Source organism: Pseudoalteromonas sp. J2K-J979, from assembly GCF_058169715.2.
On record NZ_CM200281.1, the window covers coordinates 2182020 to 2198323 of the forward strand.

The 16304-nt window shown below is 41.1% G+C and carries 12 protein-coding genes; 4 read left to right on the forward strand and 8 right to left on the reverse strand.

Going from position 1 to position 16304, the window contains the following annotated elements; all coding sequences use genetic code 11:
* Positions 1 to 85: 85 nt before the first annotated feature.
* Positions 86 to 442, reverse strand: coding sequence for a hypothetical protein (locus AC3KVK_RS10005; protein ID WP_490312243.1), 357 nt, complete (start codon positions 440 to 442; stop codon positions 86 to 88).
* A 160-nt stretch (positions 443 to 602) separates the two neighbouring features.
* Entirely contained in the window at positions 603 to 2654 is a 2052-nt protein-coding gene (locus AC3KVK_RS10010; RefSeq protein ID WP_490312242.1) for a TonB-dependent receptor plug domain-containing protein, read from the reverse strand.
* Between the two features lie 153 nt (positions 2655 to 2807).
* Here AC3KVK_RS10010 and AC3KVK_RS10015 point away from each other — a divergent pair, with 153 nt between their 5' ends.
* Entirely contained in the window at positions 2808 to 3224 is a 417-nt protein-coding gene (locus tag AC3KVK_RS10015; RefSeq protein ID WP_490312241.1) for a hypothetical protein, read from the forward strand.
* 74 nt (positions 3225 to 3298) lie between these two features.
* Here AC3KVK_RS10015 and AC3KVK_RS10020 read toward each other — a convergent pair whose 3' ends face one another.
* Entirely contained in the window at positions 3299 to 5338 is a 2040-nt protein-coding gene (locus tag AC3KVK_RS10020) for a prolyl oligopeptidase family serine peptidase (protein WP_490312331.1), read from the reverse strand.
* Positions 5339 to 5564: 226 nt separating this feature from the next.
* Here AC3KVK_RS10020 and gltS point away from each other — a divergent pair, with 226 nt between their 5' ends.
* On the forward strand, positions 5565 to 6758 hold the full coding sequence (gltS, locus tag AC3KVK_RS10025; RefSeq protein WP_490312240.1) for a sodium/glutamate symporter: 1194 nt from the start codon (positions 5565 to 5567) through the stop codon (positions 6756 to 6758).
* Positions 6759 to 6808: 50 nt separating this feature from the next.
* Here the strand turns inward: gltS and AC3KVK_RS10030 are convergent, their stop codons facing one another.
* Complete coding sequence (locus AC3KVK_RS10030; protein ID WP_490312330.1) at positions 6809 to 7825, reverse strand: isoaspartyl peptidase/L-asparaginase family protein; 1017 nt, start codon at positions 7823 to 7825, stop codon at positions 6809 to 6811.
* A 169-nt stretch (positions 7826 to 7994) separates the two neighbouring features.
* Here AC3KVK_RS10030 and AC3KVK_RS10035 point away from each other — a divergent pair, with 169 nt between their 5' ends.
* Together AC3KVK_RS10035 and AC3KVK_RS10040 are read left to right on the forward strand one after the other, a co-directional pair.
* On the forward strand, positions 7995 to 8318 hold the full coding sequence (locus AC3KVK_RS10035; RefSeq protein WP_490312239.1) for a TraR/DksA family transcriptional regulator: 324 nt from the start codon (positions 7995 to 7997) through the stop codon (positions 8316 to 8318).
* 10 nt (positions 8319 to 8328) lie between these two features.
* The gene (locus tag AC3KVK_RS10040) at positions 8329 to 8580 is read left to right on the forward strand and encodes an HP1242/YdcH family protein (RefSeq protein WP_490312238.1); all 252 of its coding nucleotides are present in this window, start codon (positions 8329 to 8331) and stop codon (positions 8578 to 8580) included.
* A gap of 133 nt (positions 8581 to 8713) precedes the next feature.
* On the opposite strand, the gene AC3KVK_RS10045 is transcribed toward AC3KVK_RS10040, so the two are convergent.
* The 4 genes from AC3KVK_RS10045 to AC3KVK_RS10060 form a co-directional block, all read right to left on the reverse strand.
* Complete coding sequence (locus tag AC3KVK_RS10045) at positions 8714 to 9430, reverse strand: SapC family protein (protein WP_490312237.1); 717 nt, start codon at positions 9428 to 9430, stop codon at positions 8714 to 8716.
* A gap of 172 nt (positions 9431 to 9602) precedes the next feature.
* A complete protein-coding gene (locus AC3KVK_RS10050; protein ID WP_490312236.1) occupies positions 9603 to 11162 on the reverse strand; it encodes a tryptophan halogenase family protein in 1560 nt (519 codons plus the stop codon).
* 26 nt (positions 11163 to 11188) lie between these two features.
* Complete coding sequence (locus tag AC3KVK_RS10055; protein ID WP_490312235.1) at positions 11189 to 12754, reverse strand: tryptophan halogenase family protein; 1566 nt, start codon at positions 12752 to 12754, stop codon at positions 11189 to 11191.
* A gap of 113 nt (positions 12755 to 12867) precedes the next feature.
* Complete coding sequence (locus tag AC3KVK_RS10060; RefSeq protein ID WP_490312234.1) at positions 12868 to 15423, reverse strand: TonB-dependent receptor; 2556 nt, start codon at positions 15421 to 15423, stop codon at positions 12868 to 12870.
* Positions 15424 to 16304: the final 881 nt, after the last annotated feature.

Here is a 16304-nt window from a genome sequence, read left to right on the forward strand (position 1 = left end):
CGGGTCAATCGCTCGGCCATTTTTATGTATTTCGTAATGAAGATGTCGCGCTTAACTTAACCCCGTATCACCCAATTTCAAAAAACTACTGTGCTACCACTACTAACCTACAATTGAGGTTCGTTAGCATGTGATTGACAATTGGCGGCACTGAAAATACAGCCTTTGTGGCCAAACGTTGCATTGGCAGGATAATTTGAATATGGCATTGCTCAATTGTAAGTTGCTGTTTAATGTAAAAACTCATTACATCATCAATGAGTTCGAATCGAAGCGGCAAGTTGGCACAGTAAATTGGTGCCCGGTTTGGGCTGCTCGATTGCTCGAGACCATCATCTTCTAGAAAATAGTCGACATCCGCTAATTCTCTCTTCAAGGTCAATGCTTGCATTTTGGTCAGCGCTGAAAAACAGACTGACACGTTAGCGGTTAACTGAGTCATGTTCACACCATTTAGATTGATAAAGCGTGATAGTTTACCTCTAAACCCGCTGCAACCACATTGTTTGTGAAAACTTTATCCATCTATTTTTTGTTATATCAAATATCGAGCACATCGCATCCTCTGATACTAAACGCAGTCGCCTAACACCGGCGATTAACTAAAACCGATAAGTTAAATTGAACATCAATTGACGGCCTTGCCCCTGAATGGGGGATTGACTTCCTCGGTAGGGTTGAATGAAGACATTGTCATCGTTTAAAAGGCGTTCAACGCCCAAGTTCACTTGCCAATCAGCACGGGTGAATTGATAAAAAAGGCGCATATCGGTTTGGCTTGACATTAATTGCTCTTCGCCACAAATCCAATTGCTATCTTCTCGACAGGCATATCGTGCAGAGGCAATCTGAGTCACCCAGTGCAACGAGGATGATTGATTAAATGCATAATGCGCATCGAGTTTAAACATGTGGTTGGGGATCCCAAGTACGCTATTTTTATGCTGCGTCACACGCACTGTATCAATGGTATTTTTATCAACCGCAAAATAGCTATAACTGGCATTTAAACCAAATTCTTGATGTTGCCAATGCGCCTGTAGCTCTAGCCCATAAGTGCCAAGTTGGCCTAGGGTTGCATTTGAAGCTGTCTGTGGATTAAACCCAATGTAATTATCGATTTTCTGGAAAAATACATTACTAATAAGCGCCAGTGAATCATTGACTTGATAACCCAATTCCATTTCCCAGCTTTGAGTGGTTTCGGTAACTTCGATAGGGCTATTGGCATTTTCAGCACTGGCTACGGTATCAAACTGAGGGATTTTAAAGGCTTCGTTATAAACCAACTTAAGATGTAACTGCTGCCAAAGCTTGGTAATCGAAAATCGGGGGACAAACTTACTCCCTGCATATTCATGATTTTCGAATCGCCCGCCGATGGTTAGATTCCCCCAGTCGAAAGACGATTCATATTGAGCAAAAATTGCTGCATCGCTTGTACGGGTTGAAGACTGGCCTTGATAACGGGTAGTCGGGTCAAAAATATAAGAGTCCGCTACGCTTGCTCGTTCTTGATACACTGTGCTGCCAAATAATAAACTCGCAAATTCAGATAATGAAGTTACAGCTGTTATATCTAAACGAGTTCGGTTTAATGTGCGATCGACTCGGTGTTGATACTGCCCTTCGCTATTCCATGGTTTTTGATAAGTATGGCTCAACCGACTTTCAATATTGAGTGAGTCTGATAACTGCCAGGATTTACTGACAGTGATAGCTTGGTGCAAAAATGACAAGGTATTTGCTTGCGTATACCGTTGATTAGGGGCATAAAATAAACCTGAGTCACCAAATAGGAGTTTATCTTCTTGCTCAAACTCATAGTGCTGAAACGTGATTTGCCAACCGGCATAATCAAGGTTCAAATTCACTTCCGTCGGGTGAGAATCACTGTGATCATTTAAATCAATTTGATAACCATCAAGGCCTGTCCACGTTTTATCACTGTAATCACCTTGGCCTATTGCCGCTGACACTCCCCAGCGCAACAGCTCATGATTTAGATCCACTTCAAACGCTGAACGAAAGCTGACATTGCTTTGATGATTACCGCCTTTACCCAGATGACCTGTATAAGATAAGGCACTCCCTAGCTGACTGGCGCTTTTTGTTGTGACTCTGATCACGGCGAGTGCAGCTTGCCCGCCAAACTTTACTGAACCAGGACCACGAATGATTTCGACTTTTTCAATCAATTCTGTTGGGTATCGATTGCCAAGCACCATCGAGCCAAATGCTAACTCATTTTGTTCTATTCCATCTATTATTAATAAAATTTTTGCTTCCATCCCCCAAACACCACGAAAGCTCGTTGAAAAAGTGCCAATAGTATCTGTGCCAATCCAAAAACCCGGCACATGTTTGAGAAGATCCATTAAATACATCGCGCCAATTTGCTCGATTTGTTCTGAATTAAGTAAAGTTACTGTGCTGGGTTGTTCGCGGATGGAGGTTTTAGTATTAGACGCAATATCGACTTCAACATTAATTAAATCTTCGATACTAAGCGCAAAAAAATCGTTGCTTTCATTTGTCTGGTTTGCCAAAAGCGAGGGGCTAAATGACACAGAAGAAACAGTTGCAACAAGCAACCAAAGGGGCGTCCTTGGCGGTGTATTTATGAGGCGCATATCATCAATGTAGATAGTCAAAAGTTGATTCCTTTAACATTAGCACAAATACACTTCATTTTTGTTTTTAAACCAGATAGTTAAAAGCTGAATTTTTTCTGATTTCACAACATAGCTGTCGAAATCATGCCATTGGATTGCTACAGTAAAACAAAAATTGTAAAGGATGAACTTATGAAATTTTTATTGCCACTGCTCTTACTGACTAGCGCTCAAGCCATGAGTGCGACCTATGATGGCGCATGGTATTTCATCAAAGGAGAGTACACATTCAAAAGTGGTGAGGTAGTCAAAGCCGATAACCAAACTGTTGTTGCGATTAAGACCGTGAAAGGTGATAAATTTGCACTAACAAATATGCGTGAAGGGCTATTTAATGGTTATTTAGCGGGCGAGTTTAAAACAGAACACGATACCTACTCTGAAATTATCACGGCCGGGACCAGCGACGAGCATCAAGGTAAAACCTTTACCTTTAAAGGCTGGCTTGAAACAACCCAAGTCGACGGAGTCGAAACCATCTATTGGCATCATCAAGGAATGGTCAACGGCGTACTCGAAACCGAAGTATGGCGAAAAATAAAGCCTTAACCTTTAAAAATCGGGGCTGATATATAAAACGGCACCATCACACAGTGCCGTTTTAACTGAGGTAATTGATAGAGTTATTGCAAACGGTCCATCAGGTAAGCAAAGCTCAAGCTGCTGACCATGGCGCGTTGCTCATTATTTGCGGCACCCGCATGGCCCCCTTCCATGTTTTCGAAATACAAGACATCGTGTCCCATTGCTTTCATCTTCGCGACCATTTTACGTGCATGCGCTGGATGCACGCGGTCATCTCGAGTCGATGTGGTAAAGAAGACTTTGGGGTAATCTGTTTGTTTATCGAGATTATGATAAGGTGAATAGGTTTTGATGTAGTCCCACTGCTCTGCAATATCAGGGTTACCATATTCACCCATCCAACTTGCACCTGCCAGCAATTGATTAAACCGTTTCATATCCAATAAAGGCACTTGGCAAATAACTGCGTTGTATAAATCTGGACGACGAGTAAAAGCCGCACCAACTAACAAACCGCCATTACTGCCCCCTTGGATCCCCAAATGCTTAGGTGATGTAACCTTATGCGCAATTAAATCCTCGGCAATGGCTTCAAAATCTTCATAGGCTTTATGGCGGTTTTCTTTTAATGCAGCTTGATGCCAACGAGGACCATATTCGCCACCACCACGGATATTAGACAAAACATACACCCCGCCTTGTTCTAACCAGTTTTGACCAATACTGGCTGAATAATAAGGTTGCATCGAGACTTCAAATCCACCATAGCCATACAGCAAGGTTGGATTTTTACCATCGTGTTTCATATTTTTTGCATGAACAATAAAATACGGGACTTTCGTACCATCCTTTGACGTTGCAAAACGCTGTTCAGCTACAAATTGACTGCTATCAAATTGTGATTTGGCGCCTTTTAATTTGGTGATCTTTAATTTATCACCCGACACTAAATACAAGCTTGAAGGCGTTAAAAAATCTGTGTAATTGACAAAGAAATCATCTTTATCCGTGTCAGTATTAAACACAGACACAGTGCCGGTTTCTGGAAAACCAATTTGATTTATTTGCCATTGACCATCAGCTTGTTCACTGTAGCGATAGACCTTATTTTTCACATCTTCCATGACCGTGACTAAGATGGCCGACTTGGTAAAGTTTATCCCCTTAATTGAGACCTGCTCGGTGGGTTTTATGAAGCTTTTAAACTGTGCTTTATTGGCCACTAAATCTTTTACATCGGCGTAAATCACTTCCGCTTGTGAAAACCCTTGCCACGCTGATTTTAACGCGATAAAGATTTTGCCATTATTGAGCCCTTTGAAGTCGGCATCAGTGGGAATTGGCAGCTTAATTTGTTTACCTTCATGGATTAAATACATGTCACTGGTGTAAAAGCTCGTGCCATCATAAATTAAATGATAAGCCTTATCACCATCATAAGCGGTATACCCTGCCGCAGAGACTGACTTTTTGTCTGCAGTATAAAGCGTCTTGGCTTCACTGAGCGCACTGCCGCGTTGCCACAGTTTCACCACACCAGGGTAACCAGAATCAGTCATTGAACCTGGACCAAAATCGGTGCCAACAAAGACCGAGTTTTCATCAAACCAACTAATGGCATTTTTGGCTTCGGTTAAACTAAAACCATCTTTCACAAAGGTGCGAGTGGTTATATCAAACTCTCGCACTACAGTTGCATCGGCTCCACCGCGTGAAAGTGATAACAAACAACGCTGATAAGCGGGATAGTGGCAATCCATTCCTTTATACACCCAGTTTTCATTTTCTTGCTTGGCAAGTGCATCAAGGTCGAGTACGGTTTCCCATTTTGGCGAAGCTTTTTGATATTCTTCAAATGTAGTACGGCGATACACACCTCGGACATGGGTTTCATCACGCCAAAAGTTATAGTAATACCCGGCCCGTTCAGAGGCGTAGGGAATGCGCTCTTTATCGTTTAAAATTGCGAGTGTATTTTCAAAAACTTGCTGGTAGCTGGCATGCGATTTTAACTGAGCGAGTGACGCCTCATTTTGCTGCTTAACCCAGTTCAGTGCTTTGTCGCCTTGGACATCTTCAAGCCAAATATACGGATCATCATTGGTCGCCTCAGCATTGGCGGCCCCTAATGTGCTCATTAATAGAGCGCTACTGAGTAAATGTATTCTTTTCAATGTGATTTCCTAACGTTCAACAAGTTCCCAACTGTATTACACCGTGCAACGCACAGCAAGCAATTGACTTTATAAGATAAAACCATAAATGTAACAAACGATGTCAACGCTGAGCTGTTATAAAAAAACTGACTCACAGCCTTATTGTCGGTAATATTAGCTGAACAGGAAATAGCTTTAAGGATAGACAGTGCTTGAATTAAGCCAACGACAGACCATTATCATTGCCATTTTTGTTTTGTTCCTCGGGAAATTTTTAAATAAGCACATTGGTTTTTTAAAAGAGTTCAACATTCCTGAGCCTGTGACCGGTGGTATGGTCGCTTCGTTAATCACCGGGGCACTGTATTTAGTGTTTGATTATGTTATTGAGTTTGAACTTGATGCCCGCGACCAATTTTTATTGATTTTCTTCACGACGATTGGACTCTCGGCACGCTTTACGACGTTAATCCAAGGAGGACGCAGCTTGATCATACTGCTGATCCTCGCAATTATTTACCTAGTGCTACAAAATATGACAGGAATTGCTGTCAGCCAATTTACCGGCCTGCCTTCTGCTGCAGGGGTTCTTGGTGGTTCAGTCTCGTTAAGTGGTGGTCATGGAACAGCAATCGCTTGGTCGCCAATTTTCTCCTCACGATTTGCGATAGAAAATGCGATGGAGATAGGGATTGCCTGTGCAACATTTGGCTTGGTGCTCGGCGGGGTACTCGGTGGCCCCATCGCGCAGTTTTTGATTAAGCGCTATCAATTAACGAGTCAGCAAGCCTCAGCAGTCGTTGTCAGTGGTGACTATAGTCAAGGTGAAAAAATATCTGTAGAGACCATTTTAAATTGTGTGTTAGTAATTAGTGTTGCGATTGGCTTTGGCTTGCAGCTCAATCGGCTTTTGGCATCACTCGGTTTAGCACTGCCTGAGTTTGTTACTGCTTTATTTGCAGGGATCGTATTAACAAATACGATTCCATTGCTATTTAAGTCAACAAATTGGCCGACGGGCACCCATTCACTTAACCTTATTTCGGACCTGAGCTTAGGGCTTTTTTTAGCCATGTCGTTAATGAGTTTACAACTTTGGACACTGGCTGCATTAGCTGGGCCGATTTTAGTGTTATTGGTTGCGCAAGTGATTGTGATTACGCTTTTTGTTGTTTTTGTCGTGTTTCGTTTATTGGGGAAAGATTATGATGCTGCCGTCATCGCCTCGGGCTACATTGGCCTAGGATTAGGTGCAACGCCGACAGCTATTGCCAATATGAATTCGGTCACCGATAAATTTGGCGCTTCAACAAAAGCTTTTATTGTTGTGCCTCTCGTCGGAGCGTTTTTTATTGATATTGCCAACGCATTAATCATTCAATTGATGCTCAATCAGGTTTAACCCCCTGCTAACAACGCGCTGCAGGGGAATAAACGAATGAAGAAAACGCTCTATTCGTCTGCAAAAATGCCAACATAGGTCGGCTGTGTGTTTGTTTTACTCGCGCGATACATGCCTTTGGTATTAAACGGCATACTGATTTCACCTTTAGTATTAATAATGATGACGCCTCCAGTGCCCCCTGCCGTAAGCATGGGGCCAAAAATCACCTCTTTGCCAGCGGTTTCAATACTTTTACCTTGGTATTGCACTCGCGCACAAATATCAGCAGCAACAGTATAACGAATAAAATACTCACCATGCCCTGTTGCTGAAACCGCACACGATTGATTATCTGCAAACGTGCCCGCACCAATAATAGGCGAATCACCAATGCGGCCAAAGCGCTTATTGGTCATGCCACCGGTCGAAGTACCAGCAACAATATTACCCGCTTTATCCAGAGCAACGGCACCAACCGTGCCGACTTTATATTCTACAGGCAATGCTTGATGGGCAGCTTGATAATCAGCATGTTTTTCGGCTTGTTTCAATTTTTCTTTAGCGCGTTTCAACGCCTCTAATCGATGCGGTGTATCAAATAGCGAATTATCAACCAATGGCATGCCTTGGCTTTGTGCAAATGCTTCGGCACCTTGGCCGCTTAACATCACATGCACTGATTTTTCCATGACAAGGCGAGCTAAATTAATTGGGTTTTCAATGTGTTTCACCCCAGATACGGCGCCAGCTTCACGGGTCTCGCCGAGCATAATCGACGCATCCATTTCATGGCTTTCATCATAGGTATAAACCGCCCCTTTACCTGCATTAAAAAAAGGCGAATTCTCTAGAATATTAATCGCTGTTGTGACGGCATCTAAGCTTGTGCCGCCCTTGTGTAATACCTCATAACCCGTTTCAACCGCCTGTTTTAGCGTGTCTCTGTAGGCTTGTTCTTGAGTCGGTGTAAAGCGGCTTTTTTCTATCGTCCCAGCACCGCCATGAATTGCAATAGCTATGGGGTCAGCTTTGGCACTCAATGAAGCTGAGGTGATGACTGCTGCCAGTAGGCTCTGAATAAGCATGTGTTTCATTATTGGTTTTCTCTTCGGTTGACACATTTATAAATCTTACTGTGCAAAATTAGCGCAACAATGACAAACAATTGCGATAAATGGAATTTTCACAGCTTGTTGTTCTAGATCAAGTTTTTAATTTTCAAAAGGCGTAACGTAATCATTAAGGAATAAGGAGATGAATATGACCGCCACCGCAGACATTTTGTCGCAATTAGAAGCCAAACAACGTCAATTGCTTAGCCGTATTCAAGCCATAGAAACAGACTTTAAACAAGGTCGCTCCGCAGACTTTGCTGAACAAGCGGCTGAGACAGAAAATGATCAAGTACTTGATGAGATTCACCATCAAGCAAAAGAAGAACTCATACTGGTCAAAGCAGCCATTGCTCAAATTAAACATGGACACTATGGTCAGTGCAACCAATGCGCAGCCCCTATCGAAGCTGCGCGATTAACTGCACTCCCTTATGTACAAACTTGTATTCACTGCGCACAATAGGATAAAAATTATGAATATTGAAAAACACGACATCCACCGTGAATTCCCTGAGTTTAAAGAAGAGATCCGCGAATTAAAAATGAATAACGGACACTTCTCTCGTTTATTCAAAGAGTATCACGAGCTTGATCATGAAGTGATCCGCATCGAAGAAGGTGTAGAGAATACCACTGATAATTATTTAGAAGGGCTGAAACTAAAACGTTTAAAGCTTAAAGATGAGCTTTACAGCATGCTTAAGAGCCACGCTGAAACAGCATAACCTCTATTGGTTTGTTACTTGCACTCAAGGCGCCTTCGGGCGCTTTTTTCATGCTTGTTAAGTAGTGGTGTACAGTAAAAAATTTCGACATAAAAAAAGAGCGAACAATCGCTCTTTTTATTTAAAACGCCGCTTATTGCGCGTTTTGGTCTGCTTTAATACGTGCTAGACGATTAACTTGGTGCATAGACGTTAGGAAAGAATAAATCGGACCTAAGAAACCACGCTTACGAATATCTAGGAAATCTTCGTCAGATAATTCATTTAGTTTTTTCTCGTCAATTAAGTAAATACCGTTGATATCACGTTTTTCACCGTTGATTTCAATCGTTAGCGTTTGCGCTGACAGTAACTCTTTATCTGCTAAGAATTTAGAGAATGCAGCTGTTACTTGTGAAAACTCAAGATAAGAAATCAGTGATTCTTTACGACGTTTAAGGTAGTCAGTCTCTTCACCTTTTTCATCGAATAACTCACGGCCTTCTTCTTCGTTAACTAAATCGCTCGATTGTACAATTGCAACCATCAGCTTTTCTTTATCTTCAGGGTTAGCAACCAATGCTAATGGGTAACGAACTAATGCGTGTGGAATGTACCTGCCTTCCCATTTATCATCTTTGATGAAAAGGTTTTCGTTTGGCTCAAGACCAAGCATCGCAACTGGCTGAAACTCGCCTGTTTCTGCATTTTTTACATACACAATTGGATATTCATTTGCTACACGTGAAAACTCATGCGCCACGATAGGCACTAAGTGTTGAGTTTTCATAAATTCAGTGTTGATGCCGTTTTTAATTTTTGTTTTAGCATGCGTTACATTGTGTAACGGTTGAATATTTGAATCCGTCATTTTACTGCTCCGATAAATACTATTTTAATGTGTTCAACTTACTGTTGCCCTTAAGGCTACTGGTTTTAGCGATAAATTGGAAGGGGAAAAACGTAGTTTCCCTTTCCAAGCTAAAAAAATAAATGCTTCGAATAAAAACCAAGGTTGGTCAGCTGTAACTCGTGTTTTACTTCTAAAGTTTGGCCATCCCATATTGTTTAATTTTATCAATCAGTTCACGATTAGAAGGTAATTGATTGGTTAACTGCTCGGTTAATTTATCTATTTGCTGCTTTTTCATTTTGGCTTGCGCTACATGAGGATAAGCGGATAAATTGTCCGCCACATTTGTTTTAAAACCCATGCCATATAAAACAAATAAATAACTATCAAGTACAAAGGGCTCAAATGCATTGTCAAAATCATGCTTACTTGGCGGGTGATATTGCCAGTGAGCTAACTTTTCTTGCAACGAAGCTGGAATAGATTTTGGATCGCAATTATCTCTCCAATACTGAGTATCTCTTCGATTTGAAATACAATAATGCAGCTTGATGAAATCAACACTTTTTTGCCATCTTAAAGAAAAAGTGTGATTAAATTTTTTCTCGACATACGGCATTGCTGCAAAATCGCGAGGAAATTGATCGGCAATCATATTCACCCCAGCTTCAATTAAGAAAATAGCCGACGCTTCTAAGGGCTCAATAAAGGCCGCTGACATACCGATGGCGACACAGTTTCTATGCCAAAATTTTTCACGATACCCTAGATTAAGGTTAATCTTTCTTACATCAATATCGTTTGCCATCTTACCGGCGTAATTTCGAAGCACTTTTTCAGCTTCAGCATCGTTAGTGTGTTGACTACTATAGACATATCCGACACCTCGACGAGTTTGCAAACCAATATCCCATGTCCAACCGGCGTCGTGAGCTGTTGCTATCGTATTTGAGGCTATCGGTGTTTGCTCAGATTCATAAGGCACTTGAAATGCCAAAGCGGTATCATTAAAAATAATGTCACTGATCCCTTTCCACTTCACGCCTAAGGTCTCCCCCAAGAGCAAGGCTTTTGATCCTGAGCAATCAATAAATAGGTCACCTTTAATCTCACCTGAGCTATCAGTCAAAACCGAATGGATATTGCCATCAACACTCAGATTCACCTGCGTTACATTCGCACTAATATGCTTAACACCTAATTTCTCAACACAGTGCTGAGTGAGTAACTCTGCAAACTTATTTGCATTGAGATGATAAGAATAATTTTGGATCGCTTGATATTGCGGTGTAGTGATTAACTTAGGTGCAAGACCTAATTGTGAAACACGACTTTGAGAGGCGGCTAATTGATCGTAAGGCATCTCCCCTAATTCACCTGCTAGCCAATAAGGTGCCAGATTAAAGTCATAAGAAGCGTGAAATACCGCATTGAGGGGGTGGAAATAGCTGCTTGATTCACCATTTATAGGCGTATTAGACCAGTTAACGAATTCTGCCCCTTGCTTAAAGCTGGCTTCGCAAAAGGTGATAAATTCAACTTCATCAATCCCTATCTCTTGTAAGGTAGTTCTAATTGTTGGCCACGTTCCTTCACCCACGCCCATAATCGGAATATCGGGTGATTCTACCAAGGTAATATTGACTGAGTCTGGAGCGAGTATATTGAGTTTTTTTGCCAACAATGCAGCTGACAACCAACCCGCTGTTCCCCCACCGACAATTACAATGTCATTTATTCTATTTTTCATATCAGTCTCTTAGGCATGTCAACTCACTAAATTTTACTGAAACCATGTCGATACACTTTATTTAAAAGCGCTCGGTTACTCGGTAAATCTTTGACTGCAAATTCAGTTATTTTTTTCACTTTATCAAAACTCATCGTCGCTTTATCAACCATGGGAAACAGGTCACGACTCGGCTCTAAGTTTTGTTCAAATTCCATCCCATTTAAAACAAATTGATAACTTTCTAGAGGGAATGGTTCATACACATTAGAAAAATCATAATTGCTAACCGGTTGCACCGACCAATGCGCTAATTGTGCTTTGAGGGAGTCAGGAATCGTTGCTTCATCTTTATTTGCTAACCAAAAAGGGTCATTTCGTTTTGATAAAACATAGTGTAACTTTATAAAATCAATGGTTTTATCCCAGCGAAATTTAAATGATTCATTAAATTTTCGTTCGGCATGTACCATGGCGACTCGCTGACGAGGAAATTGCTCTGCAAGCATATTTGATGCGGCTTCAATTAAGAAAATAGCAGACGCTTCGAGGGGTTCAACAAACGCAGCCGATAAACCGATTGCGACACAGTTTTTATGCCAAAATTTTTCACGATAACCGACTTCCATTTTTATTTTTCGGGTCATCAAGCCTTTCGCTTGAGGCCCTGCATAATCCAAGAGGATCCGCTCGGCCTCTTCGTGCGACATAAACTTAGAAGAATAAACATGACCAATGCCACGGCGGTTTGCAAGGCCTATATCCCAAATCCATCCGGCTTCTTGAGCGGTTGAAATTGTACAGCTACTGATTTCTGCATTCGGGTCATCATAAGGGACTTGAACCGTGACGGCATAATCTGTGAGCAAGGTGTCGGCAACTGATTTAAAACCGATATTGAGCGCTTTGCCTAACAATAAAGATGAAAAGCCCGTACAATCAACAAAGAAGTCAGCTTCTATCAATCCGCTATTTTGCGTAGTCACACCTGATATCGCACCGCTTTCATCTAAACACACATCAATGACGTCATCGGCAATAAACTGAACATTTAAATTCTCAATACAATGTTTCTTTAACATGTTAGAAAATTTACCCGCATCTAAATGATAAGCATAACTTTGTAGGCCATCGAACGCTTTGGTTGTGATTTGTTTAGGTGCTAAGCCTAATTCACAGCATAAAGCTTGTGGGCTCACTGCATTTGCATAAGTGAGTGAGTCATCCCCTGCATAACCAAGCTTCCAATAAGGGGATAGATTAAAATCGGTTGGATCATAAATTGAAGAAAATAGATGGTAGTAGTGATTGTTTTCATCATTGACTGGCTTGCTTTTCCAATTGACGAATTTTGTTGCTTGCTTAAATGATGCGCCACACTCTTTTAGAAATTCACTCTCATCAATGCCTATTTTAGCTAACGTTTTACGCATTGTTGGCCACGTCCCTTCACCAACTCCGATGGTTGGGATATTAGGAGACTCGATTAAGGTTATTTTAACCGCATCATTATTTTCACAATTTAAAGATTTCGCTAAATTGGCCGCCGTCAACCAACCTGCCGTTCCACCACCGACAATGACAATTGAGTCTAAGATTGCTTTTATAGCCATCACGCTCTCCTCCTAGACATATAAATAGAATTTATTCATTTACAACAGTAAAGGTAATAATTAAAAAAGGGAAGGCATAGCCTTCCCTTTTAAATATCAATTACTCGAGGTAATTAGAAGCGGTATGCTACTTTAACGGCATAACGTGAACCGTTATCAGTCACAACACGAAGCGTGTTTAAGCCACCACCAAAGTATTGGTTAGTGATTTCATTTGTTAAGTTAACACCTTCAAGAGACACATCTAAGTGCTCTGTCGCATGCCAAGTAACAGACGCATCTAAGAATTGTTGGTCTGAGAAGAAATCGTTACCGTTACCAAGCGCGGTACCTTCTGCATAGAACTCATCACGAGAAGTGTACGCAGCACGAGCTGTAAACATTTCGTTTTCGTAGTAACCCGTTAAGTTATACGCGTTACGTGAAGAACCTGGCAGGCGGATTTTATCGCCATCATCTGTTTCACCTGTTGCATCAACATACGTATAGTTGAACAACATACCGAAGCCATTGCCGAAGTTTGTTTGGAACTGGAATTCAGCACCTTCAATCTTACCACCACGACCTTGGTCAGGAACACTGACTTCATAAGTACCAGGTACTGGTACCTCTGTTAGGTTTTCAATGATTTTCTTCGTCGAAATGAACGATGCGATATCTTTGTTAAAGATTGCAAATGAAACAAGTGATGATTCGTTGTAGTACCACTCTAAACCGATGTCCATTTGATTTGCGCGGAATGGTTCGATCCCAGGGTTACCACGTGAAGCTTGTAAACGACCACTTTCAGGTGGAGTTTGCGGTAAACCTTTATAACCTGGCGTTAATTGGCTGTAACCAGCACGAGTCATTACTTTAGCCGCAGATACACGTAAGATCATATCTTCACTCAGATCTAACGCAGCATTGAAGCTAGGTAACCAATCACTGTAAGAACCTTCAAATACATCTTTACCTGTCAAGTTACCGTTATAAGCAGAACCTTCGGTATCAGTTTGAACATAACGAAGACCTAAGTTACCACGATAGCTATCGCCACTGAAGTTACCTTGTGCATACATTGCAAACACATCTTCTTTAACACTACCCCAGTTACCTTCTTGGAAATCCCAAGCTGTAGTGGCGTTGTTTAGTGCATTCCAGTACGCTTTACCATCAAGCTTAACATAAGAAGTCGGTGTACCACCTGTTACAACTTCACCGAAGTCTGATAAATAACCATCAGATACATCGCCAATGTTATTAAAGCTCAGTTGTGATGCATCAATAGTTGCACCGTATGCTGCATTTGAGAACTCATGTGAACGAAGTTTTAAACCCGCTTCAAACTGAGTAATTGCACCCCAGTCAACATCTAAGTCTAAATCAACTTGTGCATAAACTTCTTCATCTTCTAACTCAGTACGAGCAAGTGAATGACCTTGGAAAGCCTGCCAAGACGCATCACGCAGATCAACACCGTTTGGCACCATGATCATGCTGTTAGCTAAGTCCATGTTCACGTCTACAGTGATACCTGTAGAAGCATTAACTGGTTGACCCCATAAACCATTCGCATTACCACCATTACCACCGTCTGCCCACGTTTTACCGATAGCGCCAGATAGTTTATATGTATCACCTTGGTATGAAGCTTGAAGGTCAACTACGTTGCTCGTCATGACCGCATTACGAGTATTTGTATCTTGAGCTAACCAACCCGCATCATTAACTGTACCAACTAGCGGCTTGCCATTTGGAGCAATACGACCTGAAACGTTAGTCATCGTGTCGCCATCGGCACCAATTGTTAAAAAGTTTTGGTTTGTATTGAATGCGTCAAGCTCAGTGCGAAGATAATGTAGCGTGAAATCTAAATCATCAGATGGAGCAAACTGCATAGTCAGATCAAGAGCTGTTCTTTCACGATCTTGGTCAAAACCAGCAATACCAGATGCTGACCATGATTCTTCCCAGTAGTTTTCAGATTTACGACCACGACCAATTTGCTCTAGTTGAGAACCCATTGCCATGATACCGAATGTTTCATCTTCATTTTTCCAGCTACCAAGAACGGTTGCACCGAAGCCGTTATCGTCGCTTAATGAATTTGTATTTGCTTCTACTGATGCATAAACAGTCAGAGAGTCAAGCTCTAAAGGCTTACGAGTGCGCATTACAACAGTACCGCCCACACCGCCTTCATCTAAAGATGCAACAGGAGATTTGTAAACTTCAAGACCAGCAATCATTTCTGATGGCAAAAGATCCATATTGAAGCTACGCTTGTTCGCACCTTGAGAGAACCAAGATGTTGAAGCAACAAATTGACCATTTAATTGAACTTGAGTAAGCGTTGGATCAACACCACGAATTGATACTTCAGCACCTTCACCTACGAAACCACGGTTTATTGAGACACCAGCGACACGTTGTAGTGATTCAGCAATGTTTTTATCTGGGAATTTACCAATATCTTCTGCTGAAATAGAGTCAACAACCGCATTGGCAAAACGCTTAGTATTAACAGCCGCTTCTAAAGAACGACGAATACCGCGTACTTCAATGACCTCAACATCTTCTTGAACTTTGGCTTCTTCAGCCGCATAAACAGTACCAGTAAAACCTGCAGTCATCACAAGACCGATGTTTACTGCTAGTAAGCTTTTTTTGAAATTTTTAGCTAACACAGGATTCCCCTTGAATCAATTTTGTTGGTTTTTTATATCACTTCTGCCCAGTGATGATGACAACGCTGTCATCTAGTAACAAACCATACACGCAAAATTACAACTTCGCTACATTTTTTTTGCTCTTTTTGTACAAAAAAACCGCTCAACCCTGTTTTTAAATACAAAAAATTAACAAATTAGAGCGTTAAAGAATGACGCTAATCGTATTCTGCCCCTTTGCAGGCTCAATAGTACCTAGCGTTACGTAGGGATGTAAAGATATAAGCGATGAGAAAGTATTGATAAAAAGTGTAACTAAATTTAATAGATGCATTATAAATAAGAATTAATGTTTAAAATCAATAACTAAAAACATTTACTGATAAAAACACTAACTGGTTCGACCTTTATTAAGAACAAAGGTACACCACCTATAAGTTTGGAGGAGAAATTTTAAAGTTTCGCACTAGCTTGTTTATTCAAGGGGACCTAAAAGCCGTTCTATTTAAATTATCGGGCAGAATAACTTAACTATGCTTCGCGGTAGAATACACAAATGACAGCGCTGTCATTTGTGTATTCTACAACGCCTACTTTTAAAAATCCATCCTATTTAGACAGAAAAAATAAAATTCCATATCAATAATCAGACTTAAAACGCGAGCCAAAGCCATCACTCATATTTTCCCCATTTTTATTATTAACGTTTAAAGATCCCCTTTAATTAATCGCCTGTTAAGCTAGGTAAATAGAGGCTCTTTTCTAATCGACATGGTTCGCATAGCGTTACACTTTTTATGTTTCTATGAGACAAACAACAAAAGTTATCTTTGCACGCTAAAAGCTGATTATTGCATCAAGCTGTCTTATTAAAAATTTTTTCCTCTACCATACTTGAA